This window comes from Candidatus Methylobacter oryzae (assembly GCF_003994235.2).
Taxonomy (GTDB): domain Bacteria; phylum Pseudomonadota; class Gammaproteobacteria; order Methylococcales; family Methylomonadaceae; genus Methylobacter_A; species Methylobacter_A oryzae.
The window spans coordinates 23455-37962 of record NZ_RYFG02000087.1; the positions used below are offsets into that span (position 1 = coordinate 23455).

General features: G+C 52.5%; 17 protein-coding genes and 1 tRNA gene. 8 read left to right on the forward strand and 10 right to left on the reverse strand.

Going from position 1 to position 14508, the window contains the following annotated elements; all coding sequences use genetic code 11:
• Positions 1-21: 21 nt before the first annotated feature.
• Complete coding sequence (locus EKO24_RS09530; protein ID WP_127030024.1) at positions 22-477, reverse strand: flagellar basal body-associated FliL family protein; 456 nt, start codon at positions 475-477, stop codon at positions 22-24.
• 106 nt (positions 478-583) lie between these two features.
• Here EKO24_RS09530 and nagZ point away from each other — a divergent pair, with 106 nt between their 5' ends.
• From nagZ to EKO24_RS09545, 3 genes are read left to right on the forward strand one after another with little or no spacing between them, the layout of a single operon-like run.
• Positions 584-1564 (forward strand): beta-N-acetylhexosaminidase, encoded by a 981-nt coding sequence (nagZ, locus tag EKO24_RS09535; protein WP_127030037.1) that lies wholly within the window; start codon positions 584-586, stop codon positions 1562-1564.
• Positions 1565-1566: 2 nt separating this feature from the next.
• Positions 1567-2106, forward strand: a complete 540-nt coding sequence (locus EKO24_RS09540) for a hypoxanthine-guanine phosphoribosyltransferase (protein ID WP_127030025.1) — start codon at positions 1567-1569, stop codon at positions 2104-2106.
• Between the two features lie 5 nt (positions 2107-2111).
• The gene (locus tag EKO24_RS09545; RefSeq protein WP_127030026.1) at positions 2112-2840 is read left to right on the forward strand and encodes an S-methyl-5'-thioinosine phosphorylase; all 729 of its coding nucleotides are present in this window, start codon (positions 2112-2114) and stop codon (positions 2838-2840) included.
• 51 nt (positions 2841-2891) lie between these two features.
• Here EKO24_RS09545 and EKO24_RS09550 read toward each other — a convergent pair whose 3' ends face one another.
• Positions 2892-3374 carry an FKBP-type peptidyl-prolyl cis-trans isomerase gene (locus tag EKO24_RS09550; protein ID WP_127030027.1) on the reverse strand — a complete coding sequence of 161 codons (483 nt, stop codon included), beginning with the start codon at positions 3372-3374 and terminating at the stop codon, positions 2892-2894.
• Between the two features lie 106 nt (positions 3375-3480).
• Here EKO24_RS09550 and greB point away from each other — a divergent pair, with 106 nt between their 5' ends.
• The 3 genes from greB (at position 3481) to EKO24_RS09565 (ending at position 4961) form a co-directional block, all read left to right on the forward strand.
• Positions 3481-3981 carry a transcription elongation factor GreB gene (gene greB / locus EKO24_RS09555; protein ID WP_127030028.1) on the forward strand — a complete coding sequence of 167 codons (501 nt, stop codon included), beginning with the start codon at positions 3481-3483 and terminating at the stop codon, positions 3979-3981.
• A 116-nt stretch (positions 3982-4097) separates the two neighbouring features.
• Positions 4098-4187, forward strand: a tRNA-Ser gene (locus EKO24_RS09560).
• 468 nt (positions 4188-4655) lie between these two features.
• Positions 4656-4961, forward strand: coding sequence for a hypothetical protein (locus EKO24_RS09565; protein WP_162853351.1), 306 nt, complete (start codon positions 4656-4658; stop codon positions 4959-4961).
• Between the two features lie 55 nt (positions 4962-5016).
• On the opposite strand, the gene EKO24_RS09570 is transcribed toward EKO24_RS09565, so the two are convergent.
• Together EKO24_RS09570 and EKO24_RS09575 are read right to left on the reverse strand one after the other, a co-directional pair.
• Entirely contained in the window at positions 5017-5217 is a 201-nt protein-coding gene (locus tag EKO24_RS09570) for a hypothetical protein (protein ID WP_127030029.1), read from the reverse strand.
• A 126-nt stretch (positions 5218-5343) separates the two neighbouring features.
• Positions 5344-6438 carry a transglycosylase SLT domain-containing protein gene (locus tag EKO24_RS09575; RefSeq protein WP_127030030.1) on the reverse strand — a complete coding sequence of 365 codons (1095 nt, stop codon included), beginning with the start codon at positions 6436-6438 and terminating at the stop codon, positions 5344-5346.
• A gap of 509 nt (positions 6439-6947) precedes the next feature.
• Here EKO24_RS09575 and EKO24_RS09580 point away from each other — a divergent pair.
• On the forward strand, positions 6948-7664 hold the full coding sequence (locus EKO24_RS09580; RefSeq protein ID WP_206667248.1) for an EF-hand domain-containing protein: 717 nt from the start codon (positions 6948-6950) through the stop codon (positions 7662-7664).
• Positions 7665-7767: 103 nt separating this feature from the next.
• Here EKO24_RS09580 and EKO24_RS09585 read toward each other — a convergent pair whose 3' ends face one another.
• Both EKO24_RS09585 and EKO24_RS09590 read right to left on the reverse strand, forming a co-directional pair.
• Positions 7768-9159 (reverse strand): ATP-binding protein, encoded by a 1392-nt coding sequence (locus EKO24_RS09585; protein ID WP_127030031.1) that lies wholly within the window; start codon positions 9157-9159, stop codon positions 7768-7770.
• A gap of 4 nt (positions 9160-9163) precedes the next feature.
• Entirely contained in the window at positions 9164-9844 is a 681-nt protein-coding gene (locus EKO24_RS09590; protein WP_196240013.1) for a response regulator transcription factor, read from the reverse strand.
• Between the two features lie 184 nt (positions 9845-10028).
• Between EKO24_RS09590 and EKO24_RS09595 the strand changes: the two genes are divergently transcribed.
• Positions 10029-10466 carry a Spy/CpxP family protein refolding chaperone gene (locus EKO24_RS09595; protein ID WP_127030032.1) on the forward strand — a complete coding sequence of 146 codons (438 nt, stop codon included), beginning with the start codon at positions 10029-10031 and terminating at the stop codon, positions 10464-10466.
• Between the two features lie 143 nt (positions 10467-10609).
• On the opposite strand, the gene EKO24_RS09600 is transcribed toward EKO24_RS09595, so the two are convergent.
• The 4 genes from EKO24_RS09600 to ssuD all read right to left on the reverse strand — a co-directional run bounded on the left by EKO24_RS09600 (position 10610) and on the right by ssuD (position 14476).
• Positions 10610-11455, reverse strand: a complete 846-nt coding sequence (locus tag EKO24_RS09600) for an amidohydrolase family protein (protein WP_127030033.1) — start codon at positions 11453-11455, stop codon at positions 10610-10612.
• A gap of 187 nt (positions 11456-11642) precedes the next feature.
• Positions 11643-12392: an ABC transporter ATP-binding protein gene (locus EKO24_RS09605; protein WP_127030034.1), complete on the reverse strand. Its 750-nt coding sequence runs from the start codon at positions 12390-12392 to the stop codon at positions 11643-11645.
• Between the two features lie 186 nt (positions 12393-12578).
• Positions 12579-13352: an ABC transporter permease subunit gene (locus EKO24_RS09610; RefSeq protein ID WP_127030035.1), complete on the reverse strand. Its 774-nt coding sequence runs from the start codon at positions 13350-13352 to the stop codon at positions 12579-12581.
• Complete coding sequence (ssuD, locus tag EKO24_RS09615; RefSeq protein ID WP_127030036.1) at positions 13349-14476, reverse strand: FMNH2-dependent alkanesulfonate monooxygenase; 1128 nt, start codon at positions 14474-14476, stop codon at positions 13349-13351. The genes EKO24_RS09610 and ssuD overlap by 4 nt, the downstream gene beginning before the upstream one ends.
• Between the last annotated feature and the right edge of the window lie 32 nt (positions 14477-14508).

The window sequence follows — 14508 nt, forward strand, 5'->3', positions numbered from 1 at the left end:
CCGGCCCAAGGTTTTGCAACGTTAGTCGACCAAAAATTCAGTAAAATAGGCTTCCTTGAAATCTCTATCATCGGCCGGCTTAGCCTCTTTAGAATGCTCTTCCCCGCCCCCGCTATGGCTCTCGCTTTCTATCATCTTGGCCAGCGTCTTGCGAATGACATTCGTGGTTTCTTGCCGCAGTGCTTCCCGCTGTTCCATGGTCTGCAAACCTTCAGACGACCTGCCGCTATAGAGCATGATTAATTCGTGTCTTAATGCCGGCATGTGCTTTTTTACCGCTGCAATTGTGCTGGCGCCGTCAATCAACAATTGAACATTGATCAGCAAAAACTTTTTCGGTTCCGCCAAATTAACGGTAAACTTAGGAGTCATTTCTATATATTTTACACCGGCTTCTGCTTCCGATTCCTTTGCGCCTTCATTCGCAACGGCGACAGACATAAACAGAAGACTTAATACCAAAACCAATAAACGCATAATAGACTCCGTGTAACTAGAAAAGTGACTCTCTAGTATAAAGCCAACCCCATCAATTTTAAAACGAATCCAAGTGACAACAACTAAACTCCCGATCGGCCCGATAATGCTGGATGTTGCGGGCTTAACCCTGACGCAAGCTGAAAAAGAAAAAATAAATCATCCCAATACCGGGGCAGTTATTCTCTTTTCGCGCAATTACCAAGACCCCGAACAAGTTACCGGACTGATTAACGCTATCCGCGCTGCGCGTAATGGCGACATACTGATTGCCGTAGACCAGGAAGGCGGCAGAGTCCAGCGCTTTCAACAAGGCTTCACCCGCTTACCGCCGGCATCGCGCTACGCGCAAAACCCCGAGCTGGCGGAACCCGCCGGCTGGCTGATGGCGGCCGAATTACTGGCGGTCGGCGTCGATTTCAGCTTTGCTCCGGTCCTGGATATCGATTGCGGCGTTAGCGAGATTATCGGCAACCGGTCGTTTTCGACCGATCCGGCGCTGGCAACGCAACTTTCAAGTTCATTCAGGAAAGGCATGAACGCAGCCGGCATGGCTGCAACCGGCAAGCATTTTCCCGGACACGGCGCGGTCGCCCTGGATTCGCACCTGACCTTGCCGATAGACGAAAGGGACCTGGACGCGATCAGGGCAAAAGATTTAATGCCGTTTAAGCAATTGATAGACGAAGGCCTGGAAGGCATCATGCCGGCGCATGTCGTCTATCCCCAAGTAGACCCGAATCCGGCCGGTTTTTCGCCGTTCTGGATACAGCAAATTTTACGCCGGGAATTAAATTTTAACGGCACCGTGTTCAGCGACGACTTGAGCATGGAAGGCGCCGCATCGGTCGGCGACTTTCCCGAGCGCGCCCGGCTCGCACAACTTGCCGGATGCGACATGATCCTGGTCTGCAACAATCCTGCCGCCGCCGAGCAAGTACTTGAAGCTTTGCCGGTAACTCACGACCTTGTCAGGGAACAACGGCTGGAGCGGATGCGCGGCAAACCGCAAATGAAGCGCGAGCAACTGATGCTGACCGAGAAATGGCAGCAATTATCGTCCCTTATCATTAACCACACTCTATAAAAATGCTTGAAGAAATCAAACACGTCCAGGCAACGGCCGATTTGCTGCACAGCGAACAAGAAGTTGAAGCCGCCCTTGATAATATGGCCCAAAAAATCAATAACACTCTTGCCGGCCACAATCCGCTGCTGCTTTGCGTGATAAACGGCGGCATCGTCACTGCCGGTAAATTAATGACCCGGTTAACGATCCCGTTAACGATTGATTCGATCCATGCCAGCCGTTACCAGAACCAAACTTTAGGCGGCACTATTAAATGGCTGGTTAAACCCGAAACGCCGATTAAAGGCCGGACCGTACTGATCGTTGACGATATTCTCGATGAAGGCATTACGCTTGAAGCCCTCTATGACTATTGCTGGGAACAAGGCGCGGCCGCTGTCTACAGCGCGGTATTAGTAGATAAAATCCTCGACCATCAAAAACCGGTTACGCCCGATTTTATCGGACTCGAAGTGGAAAACCGTTATTTGTTCGGCTACGGCATGGACTATAAAGGCTTTTTACGCAACGCACCTGGCATCTACGCCTGCAAGGAATAAGCATCATGACTCAATTAGCCATCATTGGCGGCACAGGGCTGACCCAACTCAGCGCCTTAACCATCCTGAAACACGAAAAATTGGACACGCCCTACGGCGCGCCTTCCGCTGATTTTCTGATCGGCCGGTTAAACGATACAGACATTGTGTTCCTGGCCCGGCACGGCAATCCGCACACGATCGCCCCGCATAAAATAAATTACCGGGCCAATATCTGGGGCCTTAAGCAGCTCGGCGTTGAACAAGTCATTGCTGTCGCCGCAGTAGGCGGCATTACCGCTGAAATGGCTCCCGCACATATCGCCATCCCCGACCAAATTATCGATTACAGCTATGGCCGGCTGCATACTTTTTATGAAGACGAAGCGGTCACCCATATAGATTTTACCAACCCGTACAGCCAGGAATTACGCGCGCGCTTGATCAGCGCCGCCGACAAGGCCGGCATCAGCATCACCCCAACAGGTACTTACGGCTGTACCCAAGGGCCACGGCTGGAGACCTCGGCTGAAATCCTGCGCATGGAAAGAGACGGCTGCGACCTGGTCGGCATGACAGGCATGCCGGAAGCCGCGCTGGCTAAAGAACTCGGCATCGATTATGCCGCGATCAGCGTAGTCGCCAACTGGGCGGCAGGAAAATCGGAAGGTGAAATAACGATGGAAGAAATCGAGCGGCACTTGCACAAAGGCATGGCAAATACCGCAGCAATATTAAAAACGTTTATAGGTTAGAACGATAGCTCAGGGTACCCGCAAACGCCTACCCTGGGGAAATGCATGCGTCTAGTGATGATGGCAGCCGGCGCCGTGAATATGACCATGCGCCATTTCTTCTTGAGTCGCAGGCCTAATGTCCACAACTTCGACATCAAAAGTTAAGGCCGCTCCCGCCAATGGGTGATTGCCGTCGATGGTAATATCGTCGCCGTCAATTTTAACAATCGTGACTTGACCTGAACCGGAACTGACATCGGCATGAAAGTGCATGCCGACTTCAAGCTCATCGATACCTTCAAACATTGAACGCGGAATCACCTGGATCATTTCATCGTGTTGTTCGCCGTAAGCATCTTTCGCTTCAACGCGCACATTAAATCTGTCGCCAACAGCTTTACCATTCAATGCGGCTTCCAGGCCGGGAATGATGTTTCCCACGCCGTGCAAATAAACCAAAGCCTCATCACCTCTTGAACTATCCAGTACTTCGCCCTCATCGTTAGTCAAAGTATAGTGAATTGAGACAGCCATATTGTTAGCTACTTGCATGGTAAAACCTTTTTTGTAATGTGAAAGGCGACTATGATAAAGAGTTGTAACTGTTTTGTCTGAAAAAAATTATTTCAATCCGCCATACCTTTGCAGGAAACCAATCATGTCGCGCTGGAGACCGCCAAGCCCAAAATCGTCCCCTTACATCACACAGGAAGGCTATCAAACATTGGAAATTGAATTAAAAGACCTGTGGAGCAAGCGCAAAGAAGTCACCGCGGCTTTATCGGCGGCGGCAGCGGAAGGCGACCGCTCCGAGAATGCCGAGTATATCTATCGTAAAAAAGAATTGCGCGGTATAGACCGGCGCATCCATTATCTGCAAAAACGCTTACCTAGCCTTAATGTCGTATCCCGGCCGCCTGACGACCAAGACAGGATTTTTTTTAGCGCCTGGGTGACCTTAGAGAACGAAGTCGGCGAAGAACTGACCTACCGTATTGTCGGCGCTGACGAGCTTGACCCTAAAAAGCAATACATCAGCCTCGATTCGCCATTAGCAAGAGCGCTGCTAAAAAAAACCTTCGATGACGAAGTGATTATTAAAAATGAGCTTAAAGAAACCCGCTACACTGTCGTCGATATTAACTACGACAGCCAATAACAGACCCTTCTTATTAAGCAATAAATACCCTCGCATAGACTTAAACAGCCTTTTGCGATTTAAACGACGAATTAGAGTTGCAATAAATATCAATCTCTATATAATACGCGGCTTACGGAGAGGTGGCTGAGCGGCCGAAAGCGGCGGTCTTGAAAACCGTTGAGGGTTGATCCCCTCCCAGGGTTCGAATCCCTGCTTCTCCGCCATATATATGAAGAAACCGATTGATTCTTAAGAACAATCGGTTTTTTTATGCCTGCTTGCCTACCTTGCGGGGTGGCTCATATTGAACTTCGTTGAACAAACCGGTGTTACCCGGCTTTGTCAAACATGGTTGCGGGAACCGGATTTAAACCTGCGACCTTCGGGTTATGGGCTCTGCGAGCTACGCCCCCGCGATTGCGGGTTGGCTTTCAATCAATAAAAACACCTTACAAAACCGGTCGAGCCGGCCGAACTCTTCAGTCTCTCGTCAAAAACGTAAGTGAACCTTTTGCCTCATACGGTTCTTGTTATGCTGGTATTAGTTGATTTGCACCATTTTCTAGTGGGATGGCTTAGCCTAAGACAAGAATTGTCAGCAATATCACTACACCAGAAAGATTGGCACCCGATATGCTAGATCAAAACCCATCTTTTAAACCTTTCATCATGATTCTTAGCTATAGCCCACAATGAACAATCAGAACAACAACGACCTCTCCCACCATATTTTGCCTAATTCAGCGACTATGGTCGGAGTTTGCATTATGGTTATTAGTATTGTTAAAACTCAGCCGGCCGACATGGTTAGTTATGTTATCGATAAAGCTTTAGCAATTGACAGCTTGCTGTTCACTCTCAGCGCATTACTTTCATTTTTATCAATTCGTTTGGAATGCGCCAACGATAGCTTTGAGCGTTGGGCTGAAATGATTTTTATATTAGGATTAGTATCGCTCACCCTAATTGCGGTGATTTTTTCCTTTGAAATTGTGTAAGCAAACGTTTTACGGCAGCAAATTACCAGAAACGCTCGATAATAGGCGCGAACACCTACAAATCCTCATCCCCCTCATTGTCGTCAGCTATGATCAAAGGCGTGTTACGCTCCCGTTTCTGCAATTTTTTCATGAGCGAAGGCGGGCACCTGTCTTTTAGCTTATCCAGTAAACTCTGAGTTTTAGCGTAATCGGGCAATTCATCCCATAGTTTTAATATCTCTGCCTCATAGGCTGCTGATTCATCATCAGTCATAAATTCCAAATACCTCTGCTTATTACTTTCAAAAAGCGCGGTATTTAAATTATCAATCTTAACGAAGTCAACCCCTCTTTTAAGCGGAATTCCGGCTACCGGCTTACAGCCCTCACCTTTTTGGCTTCAAAGTTCGGTTTGCAGTCCAGGTATACCGATACGCTGGATGCGCATCGCATTGTCGCCCTCCTCATAAACAAGCAATTTCTTTTCTTTCTGCCAGAGCCTAAAAGCCAGTGCATGAGATAAAACACGAATCGGATAATCTCGAGGCAACTGCTGCAAATAAGGTTGTATCGTCACAAAATCCGTTGCTCCATACTGCTGCATGATAAAGCGGAGACCGCCATTGGCCGGACCGATGTTATAGGCCAGCAGCCCCAGAAACAAATCGCCATGCATTTCGGCCAGGTAATATTTGAGTGTAGCCGCGGCAATAAAAGCGTTGTGCCTCGGATTCAGTAACAACGGTTTGTCGACCGCTAACCGTTTACCGGCTTGTTCGATAACGGCTTTAGGCACCTGGGTGATTTGAAACAGGCCGTGGCCGCCGTCACGGCTGTCTCTGGGCAAAAAAGAGGATTCTGTCGCAGCAATACCTTGCAGCAGATTGACGTCGATATCGAACACCTTGGCCGCTTCGGCAATAGCCGGATTATAGGCCTCTGCACGCTCGACTATATGCTGTAACTGTGCCCGGTCGTAACGCCGATAAGCTGCGTAGACTTGATGAGCCAGCGTCACACGGCCGGCCTCCTGCTTACCGCCGACCAGCAAACGAAAATGGCCGAATGCCTGGGCAAAATGGTTGTGCATCGCAAACCAGCCGACAACAATCGCCAAGCCGACAGCCAGAACCGGCGACAAGATTACCGCCCCGCCCTGCAAACGTTTGCGTAGCTTCCACCAGCCTATCAACAGCAACGCCGCTGCAACGATCAATATCAATACCCCGATCGCAAACGGCAATAAACTGGTGAAAAAACGGGTGCCGGAAAACCAGCTGGCCGAATAGCCCAACAAAACCATGACGACACAGGTCGCAGTGACCGCCAAACCCAAGGTTTCAAAACCGATTATTAACAACCTGCGTTTGAGGCTGCCAACCGGCTGTCTGGGCTGCGCTTTTTTTGCAACTTTGCGTATCGAACGAGGCTTGGTTGTTGGAGGTAAGTCCTGTTTGACAATAGCCCGCTTGCGCGGTGCGGCCGGCTTATTCATCTAAACGGATCATCCAGTTGGCGAGATATTGTGGAGCATAAATTCGATAAGCGTTGAAGTCGCCGAATTATAGGCCGAACCCGTTAATCGCGCTTGGCAAAGATAAGCTTGCCGGCAGTTTCAGCAAGTATTCACCAGTAAGGGCAATATTTTCATGCCTGAACTCCGCTAAAGCGGCTAACTATAGCCGCCAAAGTTCGTGCAATTAACCTAAAGACACTAAAAATGCGGGCCGACAGGCGGCAATAATTTGCCAATGGCCAACGGCGTGCGCGCGTTTCAACAGTCTTTGAATCATAGCGTTGCATCAACTTAACATTAGCCGAAAATCCTTAACATTCTTTAACTTAACTTTACTCTTCCGCGCCTGTTTTTAGCCCCGTATTGGCCGTTATATTGCTCAAGAACTTATGCTGTTTTGTTAAGCCAAACGATTGGACTCAACAAGGCCGCAGTAGGGACGGCTAACAGGCCATCCTGTAACGATCACCAAGATGAGGAGAAAAATCATGAGTATCAGCAGTATAAACAGCAGCAGTCCGGCGATGGCGATGAGGGGTATGCACCGACCCGATCCGGCGAAAATGGCTGACGATTTATTTTCAAAGCTGGATACCTCCGGGAAAGGCTATATTGAAAAAAGCGATTTGCAATCCGCGCTGAGCCAATTGTCGAAATCGGATAGCTCAAACAGCTCAAGCAATTCCAGTGCCGCTGATGACATGTTCGCCAAAATGGATAGCGACGGCAACGGCAAAGTTACCAAGGAGGAGATGTCGGCAACAATTGAAAAAATTGCCGCAAAACTGGACGGTCCGTTTCCGCGAATGCGCATGCAAGACAGCCAAGGCGAACAGAGAGACATGCCTCCGGGCGGTATGCCGCCTCCCCAAGGCGGCGATCAAGGTCTCAGCAAAGACCAGCTGACCTCCATGTCGAAAGAGCTGAGTTCGACGAACAGCGAAAGATCTAAGGTAATCAGCGACGTAGCGGCTAATTTCGATACCGTCGACACCAACGGCGACGGCAAGGTCAGCGCGAGTGAAGCGAGAGCCTTCGAGAAATCGAAAAACTCGTCGGGCGCCGGCAGCAGCACCGATCAATCATCAACAGCTTCCAGCTCAAGCTCCGATGCACAGTTTATGAAGCAGATGATGCACTTGCTGAAATCATACGGCGGCATCAATCAAGCGGCGGAAAATAATAATTTTTCCGCATCCGCTTAATTTAATTGTAATAGCAAAGAAATTTCCATCGCGTCGGACGGGATCTGCCATCCCGTCCAAAACGTTAAGACCGGAGTAGCCACCCGCACAGACTGTAGCTTTCTTACCCGGCAAAAGGAATACCGATTTCAACATGCAAACCGCCTTCCGGGCGATTACTGGCCCAAATAGTTCCGCCATGCGCCTCTATCGAACGATAGGCAATAGCTAAACCCAAACCTATGCTGTTAGCCTTGACTCGGTCTCCACTGCGAAAAAACGGTTCGAAAATCGCCGACAAATCGCTTTCGGCAACGCCGGGCCCCTGATCGTCGACAGCCACCTGCAAGCGCTGTTCGGCACTATCGAAACGAGCCGTGAACAGCACTTCCCCGCCTGTTTTGCAGTGCTGTACCGCGTTGCGCAGCACATTTTCAATCGCGCGATGCAGCAGTTCGCTGCAACCTTTAACCAACGTTTCTTCAATCCCGTCATAGCGAATCGCAACCCCATGCTGCTCAGCCTCGAACCGTGCATCCTCGACAATGTCGTCCAGTAATCCGCCGATGTCGAAATCATGGCTTCCGCTAGCGCCGACGCCGGCTTCCAAACGGGACAACACCAATAATTCGCCGACCAAATCGCTGATCCGTTGCGACTCCCGCTCGGTACGCTCCAGCATCGCCTGAATTTTTTCCGGCTGCTGCTGGGCCAGGCCGATAGCGGCCTGTATCCGCGCCAGCGGCGAACGCAGTTCGTGGGACACATCATGCAATAAGCGTTGCTGGGCATGCACCAAACTGTGAATCTGCCCGGCCATGTGATCGAAATCCCGGCCCAGGTCGGACAGCTCGTCGCGGCGTTCTCCCATTAGCGGGCCGACACGAATATCCAAGTTGCCTTGGGCTACGGCAGAAAAAGCATTACGCAAACTGCGAATCGGCTTCGCAAAATACCAAGCCAGAGCCAGGCTGAACACCAGGCTGGCAAACGTACCGGCCAGAATCGGCAGCAGCGGCGACGGCGGCTCATCGTCAGGCGGACGATCGCCCGGCGGCTCAAACCGGCCACCCTGCATTGGCGGCGGATGGCCGGCAAAACCGTGTTCGGGCAGCGGCACAAACAGCAAATATCGATGACCGTCATCCGCCGATACCCGGCGAATGGCTTCCGGATAAGCCGCTTGCGAGAACAAGGTACGCGCCTGTTGCAAAACTTCCGGCGCTACGTTTCGTTGCAATAACTCACGGTCTTGATCGTCAACCGCATAGACCGGCAAAAAAGGCGTATCGTGCATGACCGCAAGAAAGCTGCTCAACCCGGCCACACCGCCGTGATGCACAACATTCTCCGCGACCGCGACAAACGCGGCAGCCCGCCCGACATCGACCGAATAATTGCCCGCCTCTTTTTGCCAAGCGTTATGCCTTAGCCAAACAGCGGTGCCGACGCCGGCGCCGGCCATCAACAACGCCAACCAAAAAGTAAGGAAAAACTTCCAAAACAATCGTCCCATTCCGCTATTCTTTTACCAATTGATAACCCTGGCCGCGCACCGTCTGAATATACGAACGCCCGTCCTGCTGACAGCCTAATTTCTGGCGAATGCTGCTCATATGCACATCGATACTTCTATCGAAACGCGCCAAAGGCCGTCCCAACGCTTTTTCGGATAGCTCATTCTTGGAAACGATACGGCCGGAATTGGTCGCCAATGCTTCCAGCAAGTTAAATTCGGTGCTGGTCAGTTCCATATCCCGATCGAACCACGACACTTTGCGTTTTTCGCTCCATATTTTCAACGGCCCGGCAATAATCGGCCCGTTATCTGAAACTAAAGACTGGGTTCGACGTAAAATTGCGCGGATGCGGGCGGCCAGCTCCCTTGGCGTACAAGGCTTGGGCACATAGTCGTCAGCGCCCGATTCCAAACCGATAATCCGGTCGACGTCATCGCCCCTGGCCGTAAACATCAGTACCGGAATACGGCTTTCGATACGGATACGGCTTAAAATCTCGGTGCCTTTTATATCCGGCAACATGATGTCAAGTATCACCAACTGGTAATCTCCCGATAAAGCCAGCCGCAGCCCCGACTCGCCCTGATGGGTCATTTCGACGCTAAAGCCGTCCTGCTCCAGATATTCCTTGAACAATCCGGCTAACTCGACATCGTCATCAACAATTAAAATCTTCGCCACAATCATCACCTATTCATTTGTTGACCGCATCATAACGTTGCCCCCCGATAATCGCCACAACGCCCCATCGGATTTACCTGAATTTACATTTCAATAACAGCGCTTTACCAGCGCTCGAGCGATACTGGAGATGACGGAACCCAATCTATTCCGCCTCTATCATTAAACCTGTTTGGAGTTTTTTATGCATAAACTGCTGCTGATTTTATCTTTACTACCCGCAATAGCCCTGGCTAAGCCGCCTATCGATGACGAAACGTCTTGCAAGGATATGCCGTTTTTCAAGCATCATAGCCCCGAGAACGGAGAAGAAGAGCCTTTACCGCGATTTTTGCATCAACTCGACCTGAGCGAAACACAAAAAACTCAAATCAAATCCTTGTTCAAAGCGCAACGGGCCGAAATCGACGCCAAGCTAAACGAAGCGAAAAGCATTGGAAAAGAAATTCACCAACTCAGTTTTTCCAGCGACTATAGCAATGTCAAAGTTCAGGCGCTGCTTGACAAGGCTGCAATCAGCCATAAAGCCATCGCATTGCAAAAATCCAGATTGGACAACGCCCTTTTTAAACTACTGACCGACGAGCAACAAAAACAATTGCAAAGCCGGTTCGAGGATTAATTCTCGCGCATCTGTATCGTTCTTTGGCTCCGGCGTGGGAAGCGTCCATCTTTGATTTGAAGTTGTACGGATAACTTATGCCGATAGTCAGACCTTCCAGTTTTTTAAAACCTGGAAGGTCTCCGGTAGACGCCCTTAGACAATCAAATATCCAGTCCCAACAAGCGTTTGGCATTGTTGAACAACACACCATCCAACACATCGTCTTGAAAGCCCAAATTCAAAAAATCCCCGACCGTCTGCGCCATCGCCCGGAACGGATAAGAGCTGCCGAACAGCAACTGGTCGCGTAAAAAGCCGTTGGCCGCTTCGACGTACAACCGGCCGCCGGGCAGGAAAATATACATATCCGGGACCAGATAAACGTTGTCATAGCGGAACGCGACGCCGATGACCTCGTTCACATACGGATAAAAGCCGTGGTAACAAACAATCGGCAGTTGCGGAAACGCCCGCGCGACCCGGCCTACCGCTTCCGGCCGGGCATAATCCAGGTCGGGCGTGGTCGGCCCCGACATCAGGAAAACCGGCACGTTGAGCCCAACGCAGGCTTCGTAAACCGGATAAAGCAACGGATCGTCGGCGTGCAGCGGCGGATTGCCGAAACCCGGTTCGATATTGACGCCGCGCAAGCCGAACTGCTTCACCGCGCGTTCGAGTTCGTCCAACGCATCGGGCTTTTGCGGATCGACGGACGCGATACCGATCAGCTCCGGATGCGGCGCGATGATTTCCAGCACCTGCGCATTCGAAACGATAAGGTTCGGCGTATCGCGGCCGACGACGACAGCTGCGGTAATGCCGGCTTCGCGGATCTCCGCTACAAAAGCTTCGGTATTAACGGAACGCGTGAAATGCTCGTCGTGTTTCGAGCCGACGCGCCGGTTCAGCCATTTGGCGACTTCGTACTCGCCGGTTCCCGGCGTCGCGCCGTAAAAATCGTGCACAAAAGCCGGCCGGCTGCGCATGTCGATTATTTTTCTAGTCATTGATTACTCGATTTAAATTAATTGATGTAGACGCCGTCGGTTAGACCTTCCAGGTTTTACGACTGCCACGGATGGCGGCCGAGACTGCTCCCGGCAGTCTTCGGCATTTCCTCCATCCATGGAGGTCAGAAGTGCTGGAGCCGCCGGGAGCGGCTCCAGTAAAAACCTGGAAGGTCTGCCTAGCTGCTTACTCCGGCTTGTTCAACACCCGCTGCAATATAGCTTCCTCCAGCTCTATCGCCCTGGGATGATCGCGATGTCGCGGGCGCGGCAAATCGATCGCGACGTCCAGGTCGATTTTGCCGCCGTCGAGCAATATCACCCGGTCGGCCAGCGCCACCGCTTCGGCAATGTCGTGCGTCACCAGCAACGCGGTGAATCCGGTTTCCAGCCAAATTTTTTCTATCAACCGTTGCATTTCTATCCGCGTCAGCGCATCCAGCGCGCCCAACGGCTCGTCCAGCAGCAACAGGCGCGGCTCGTGCACCAACGCCCGCGCCAGCGCGACCCGTTGCCGCTGTCCGCCCGACAGCACCGACGGCCACTCGTCGGCTTTGGCTTCCAGGCCGACATGCTGTAACGCGGCCAATGCCCGGTCCTTGCGTTGCTTGCACAAACCCAGGCAAACGTTATCGAGCACTTTTTTCCACGGCAGCAGCCGCGCTTCCTGGAACATGACGCGGGCGCCGCCGTTAAGCCGGCGGTGAACCTGGCCGTCGTAATAAACGGCGCCGGTATCGGGCTGGTCCAATCCCGAAATCAACCGCAGCAAGGTGCTCTTGCCGCAGCCGCTACGGCCGACGATCGCGACAAACGTGCCGGGCTCGATATCCAGGTTCAAGTCTTCCAACACGGCCAGGTCGCCGAATTTCTTGCCGACTTGTTCCAATTTCAGGGCGAGGTTCGATGAGTTTTTTGAGATTGCTTGCGTTGCCACGGGATACTCTTCAGCGTTGGTTAGGTATAAAAGTTGTCCACGAAAAGCGCGAAAGACACTAAAACGATCAAGTGTTACGTTAATTTGCCCCCAACTTCAGCAACGGCTTACAGTTAATAAGCGGTTGAAAACTTAATTTCTTTTCGTATTTTTCGTGCTTTTCGTGGATGAAATGATTTTTTACATTCAACGGCGCTTAAAACCGGGATGCCATTGCAAAACGCGCCATTCCAAAAAGTGCACTCCGGCATCGGCCAATTTGCCCAGCAGCGCGTAGATCAGGATCGCCAGCACGACGACGTCGGTTTTCATGAACTCGCGGGCGTTCATCGCCATGTAGCCGATGCCGGAGCTGGTCGCGATGGTTTCGGCGACAATCAGCGTCAGCCACATCAAGCCCAGCGCATAACGCAGCCCGACCAGGATCGACGGCAACGCGCCGGGAAAAATGATCTGGCTGAACAACTGCCACCGGTTCAGGCCGTACACCCGGCCCATTTCGATCAATTGCGGATCGGAGGTTTTGATGCCGTGGTAGGTATTCGCGTAAACCGGGAAAAACACGCCCAGCGTCACCAAAAACACCTTGCCGGCTTCGCCGATGCCGAACCAGATAATGACCAGCGGAATCAACGCCAGATGCGGCACGTTCCTGATCATTTGCACGGTGGTGTCAAGCAAGCGTTCGGCCGTTTTGGACAAGCCGTTAAGCAAACCCAGCAAGAATCCGATGCCGCCGCCGATCAGCAAGCCCCAACCGGCGCGGACGGCGCTGGCGGCGATGTTGGCCGTCAGTTCGCCGGACGCTGCCAGATTGATCGCCGAGCGCACGATGTCGATAGGCGCCGGCAGAATCTGCGACGACAGCCAACTGTTTTGCACGGCAACGGCCCAAGCGGCGATCAGCGCGGCCGGCAACAGCCAGCCCGCGACGCCGCCAAACCACTTGAGCTTAATCATGACGCGGCCGCCAGTTTGGTCACGACGTCGACATGGCCGGTATCGCCGACCGGACTCATATAAACGACGGCGTTCTCGTCGCGCTTGCCGGCATCGACCGGCAGCAGCGGAAACAACAATTCGGCTACGCGGTAAGCTTCTTCAAGATGCGGATAGCCGGACAGCACGAAATGATCGACGCCCAAATCGGCGTATTCCTGCAACCTTGCGGCGACGGTTTCCGGCGAACCGACCAGCGCGGTACCGGCCCCGCCCCGGACCAGGCCGACGCCGGCCCATAAATTCGGCGACACTTCCAAAGCTTCGCGGCTTCTCGATGCGCCCCATTGCGTCAATTCCGCCATCCGGCGCTGGCCTTCGGAATCGGAGCGCTTGAACGCCTGCTGCGCTTTGGCGACGGCATCGTCGTCCAGGTATTTGATCAAATCGTCGGCGGCGGCCCAGGCTTCTTGCTCGGTTTCGCGCACGATCACATGCAGCCGCAAGCCGTATTGCAACGTCCTGCCGGCTTTAGCCGCGCGTTGCTTGACGTCGGCGATTTTTTCCGCGACTTGCGCCGGCGGCTCGCCCCAACTCAGGTAGGTATCCATTTCCTCGGCGGCGAACTGGTGCGCGGCAGCGGACGAGCCGCCGAAATACAACGGCGGATGCGGTTTCTGCACCGGCGGGAACAGCAGTTTTCCGCCTTCGATCCGGGTATGCTCGCCTTCGAAATGAACTTCGCGGCCGGCCAGCAACTCTCGCCAGACCTGCAAAAACTCCTTGGCGTATTGATAGCGTTCGTCGTGCGCCTGGAAAATGCCGTCGCCGGCCAGTTCGGCCGAATCGCCGCCGACGACAACGTTCAACAATAAACGGCCGTTGGAAAAACGATCCAGCGTCGACGCCATCCTGGCCGCGGCGGCCGGGTTCAACAGCCCGGGACGCAACGCGACCAGGAACTTCAGGCGCTTGGTCAGCGCGACCAACGACGACGCGACGATCCAGGCATCTTCGCAAGTGCGGCCGGTCGGTATCAGCACGCCTTCGTAGCCCAGTTCGTCGACCGCGCGGGCGATTTGGCTCAGTGCGTGTTTTAAAAGTAGCCATTGAGTTGCAAAACCTGCAAAATTTAAAATTTGCAATGGCTAAAAGAAAACACCGCAAGCGCTACCCA

Coding starts and splice junctions, on each gene's coding strand:
- EKO24_RS09530 (WP_127030024.1), bottom strand. CDS start 477: ATGCGTTTATTGGTTTTGGTATTAAGTCTTCTGTTTATGTCTGTCGCC.
- nagZ (WP_127030037.1), top strand. CDS start 584: ATGCTGGATGTTGCGGGCTTAACCCTGACGCAAGCTGAAAAAGAAAAA.
- EKO24_RS09540 (WP_127030025.1), top strand. CDS start 1,567: ATGCTTGAAGAAATCAAACACGTCCAGGCAACGGCCGATTTGCTGCAC.
- EKO24_RS09545 (WP_127030026.1), top strand. CDS start 2,112: ATGACTCAATTAGCCATCATTGGCGGCACAGGGCTGACCCAACTCAGC.
- EKO24_RS09550 (WP_127030027.1), bottom strand. CDS start 3,374: ATGCAAGTAGCTAACAATATGGCTGTCTCAATTCACTATACTTTGACT.
- greB (WP_127030028.1), top strand. CDS start 3,481: ATGTCGCGCTGGAGACCGCCAAGCCCAAAATCGTCCCCTTACATCACA.
- EKO24_RS09565 (WP_162853351.1), top strand. CDS start 4,656: ATGAACAATCAGAACAACAACGACCTCTCCCACCATATTTTGCCTAAT.
- EKO24_RS09570 (WP_127030029.1), bottom strand. CDS start 5,217: ATGACTGATGATGAATCAGCAGCCTATGAGGCAGAGATATTAAAACTA.
- EKO24_RS09575 (WP_127030030.1), bottom strand. CDS start 6,438: ATGAATAAGCCGGCCGCACCGCGCAAGCGGGCTATTGTCAAACAGGAC.
- EKO24_RS09580 (WP_206667248.1), top strand. CDS start 6,948: ATGAGTATCAGCAGTATAAACAGCAGCAGTCCGGCGATGGCGATGAGG.
- EKO24_RS09585 (WP_127030031.1), bottom strand. CDS start 9,159: ATGGGACGATTGTTTTGGAAGTTTTTCCTTACTTTTTGGTTGGCGTTG.
- EKO24_RS09595 (WP_127030032.1), top strand. CDS start 10,029: ATGCATAAACTGCTGCTGATTTTATCTTTACTACCCGCAATAGCCCTG.
- EKO24_RS09600 (WP_127030033.1), bottom strand. CDS start 11,455: ATGACTAGAAAAATAATCGACATGCGCAGCCGGCCGGCTTTTGTGCAC.
- EKO24_RS09610 (WP_127030035.1), bottom strand. CDS start 13,352: ATGATTAAGCTCAAGTGGTTTGGCGGCGTCGCGGGCTGGCTGTTGCCG.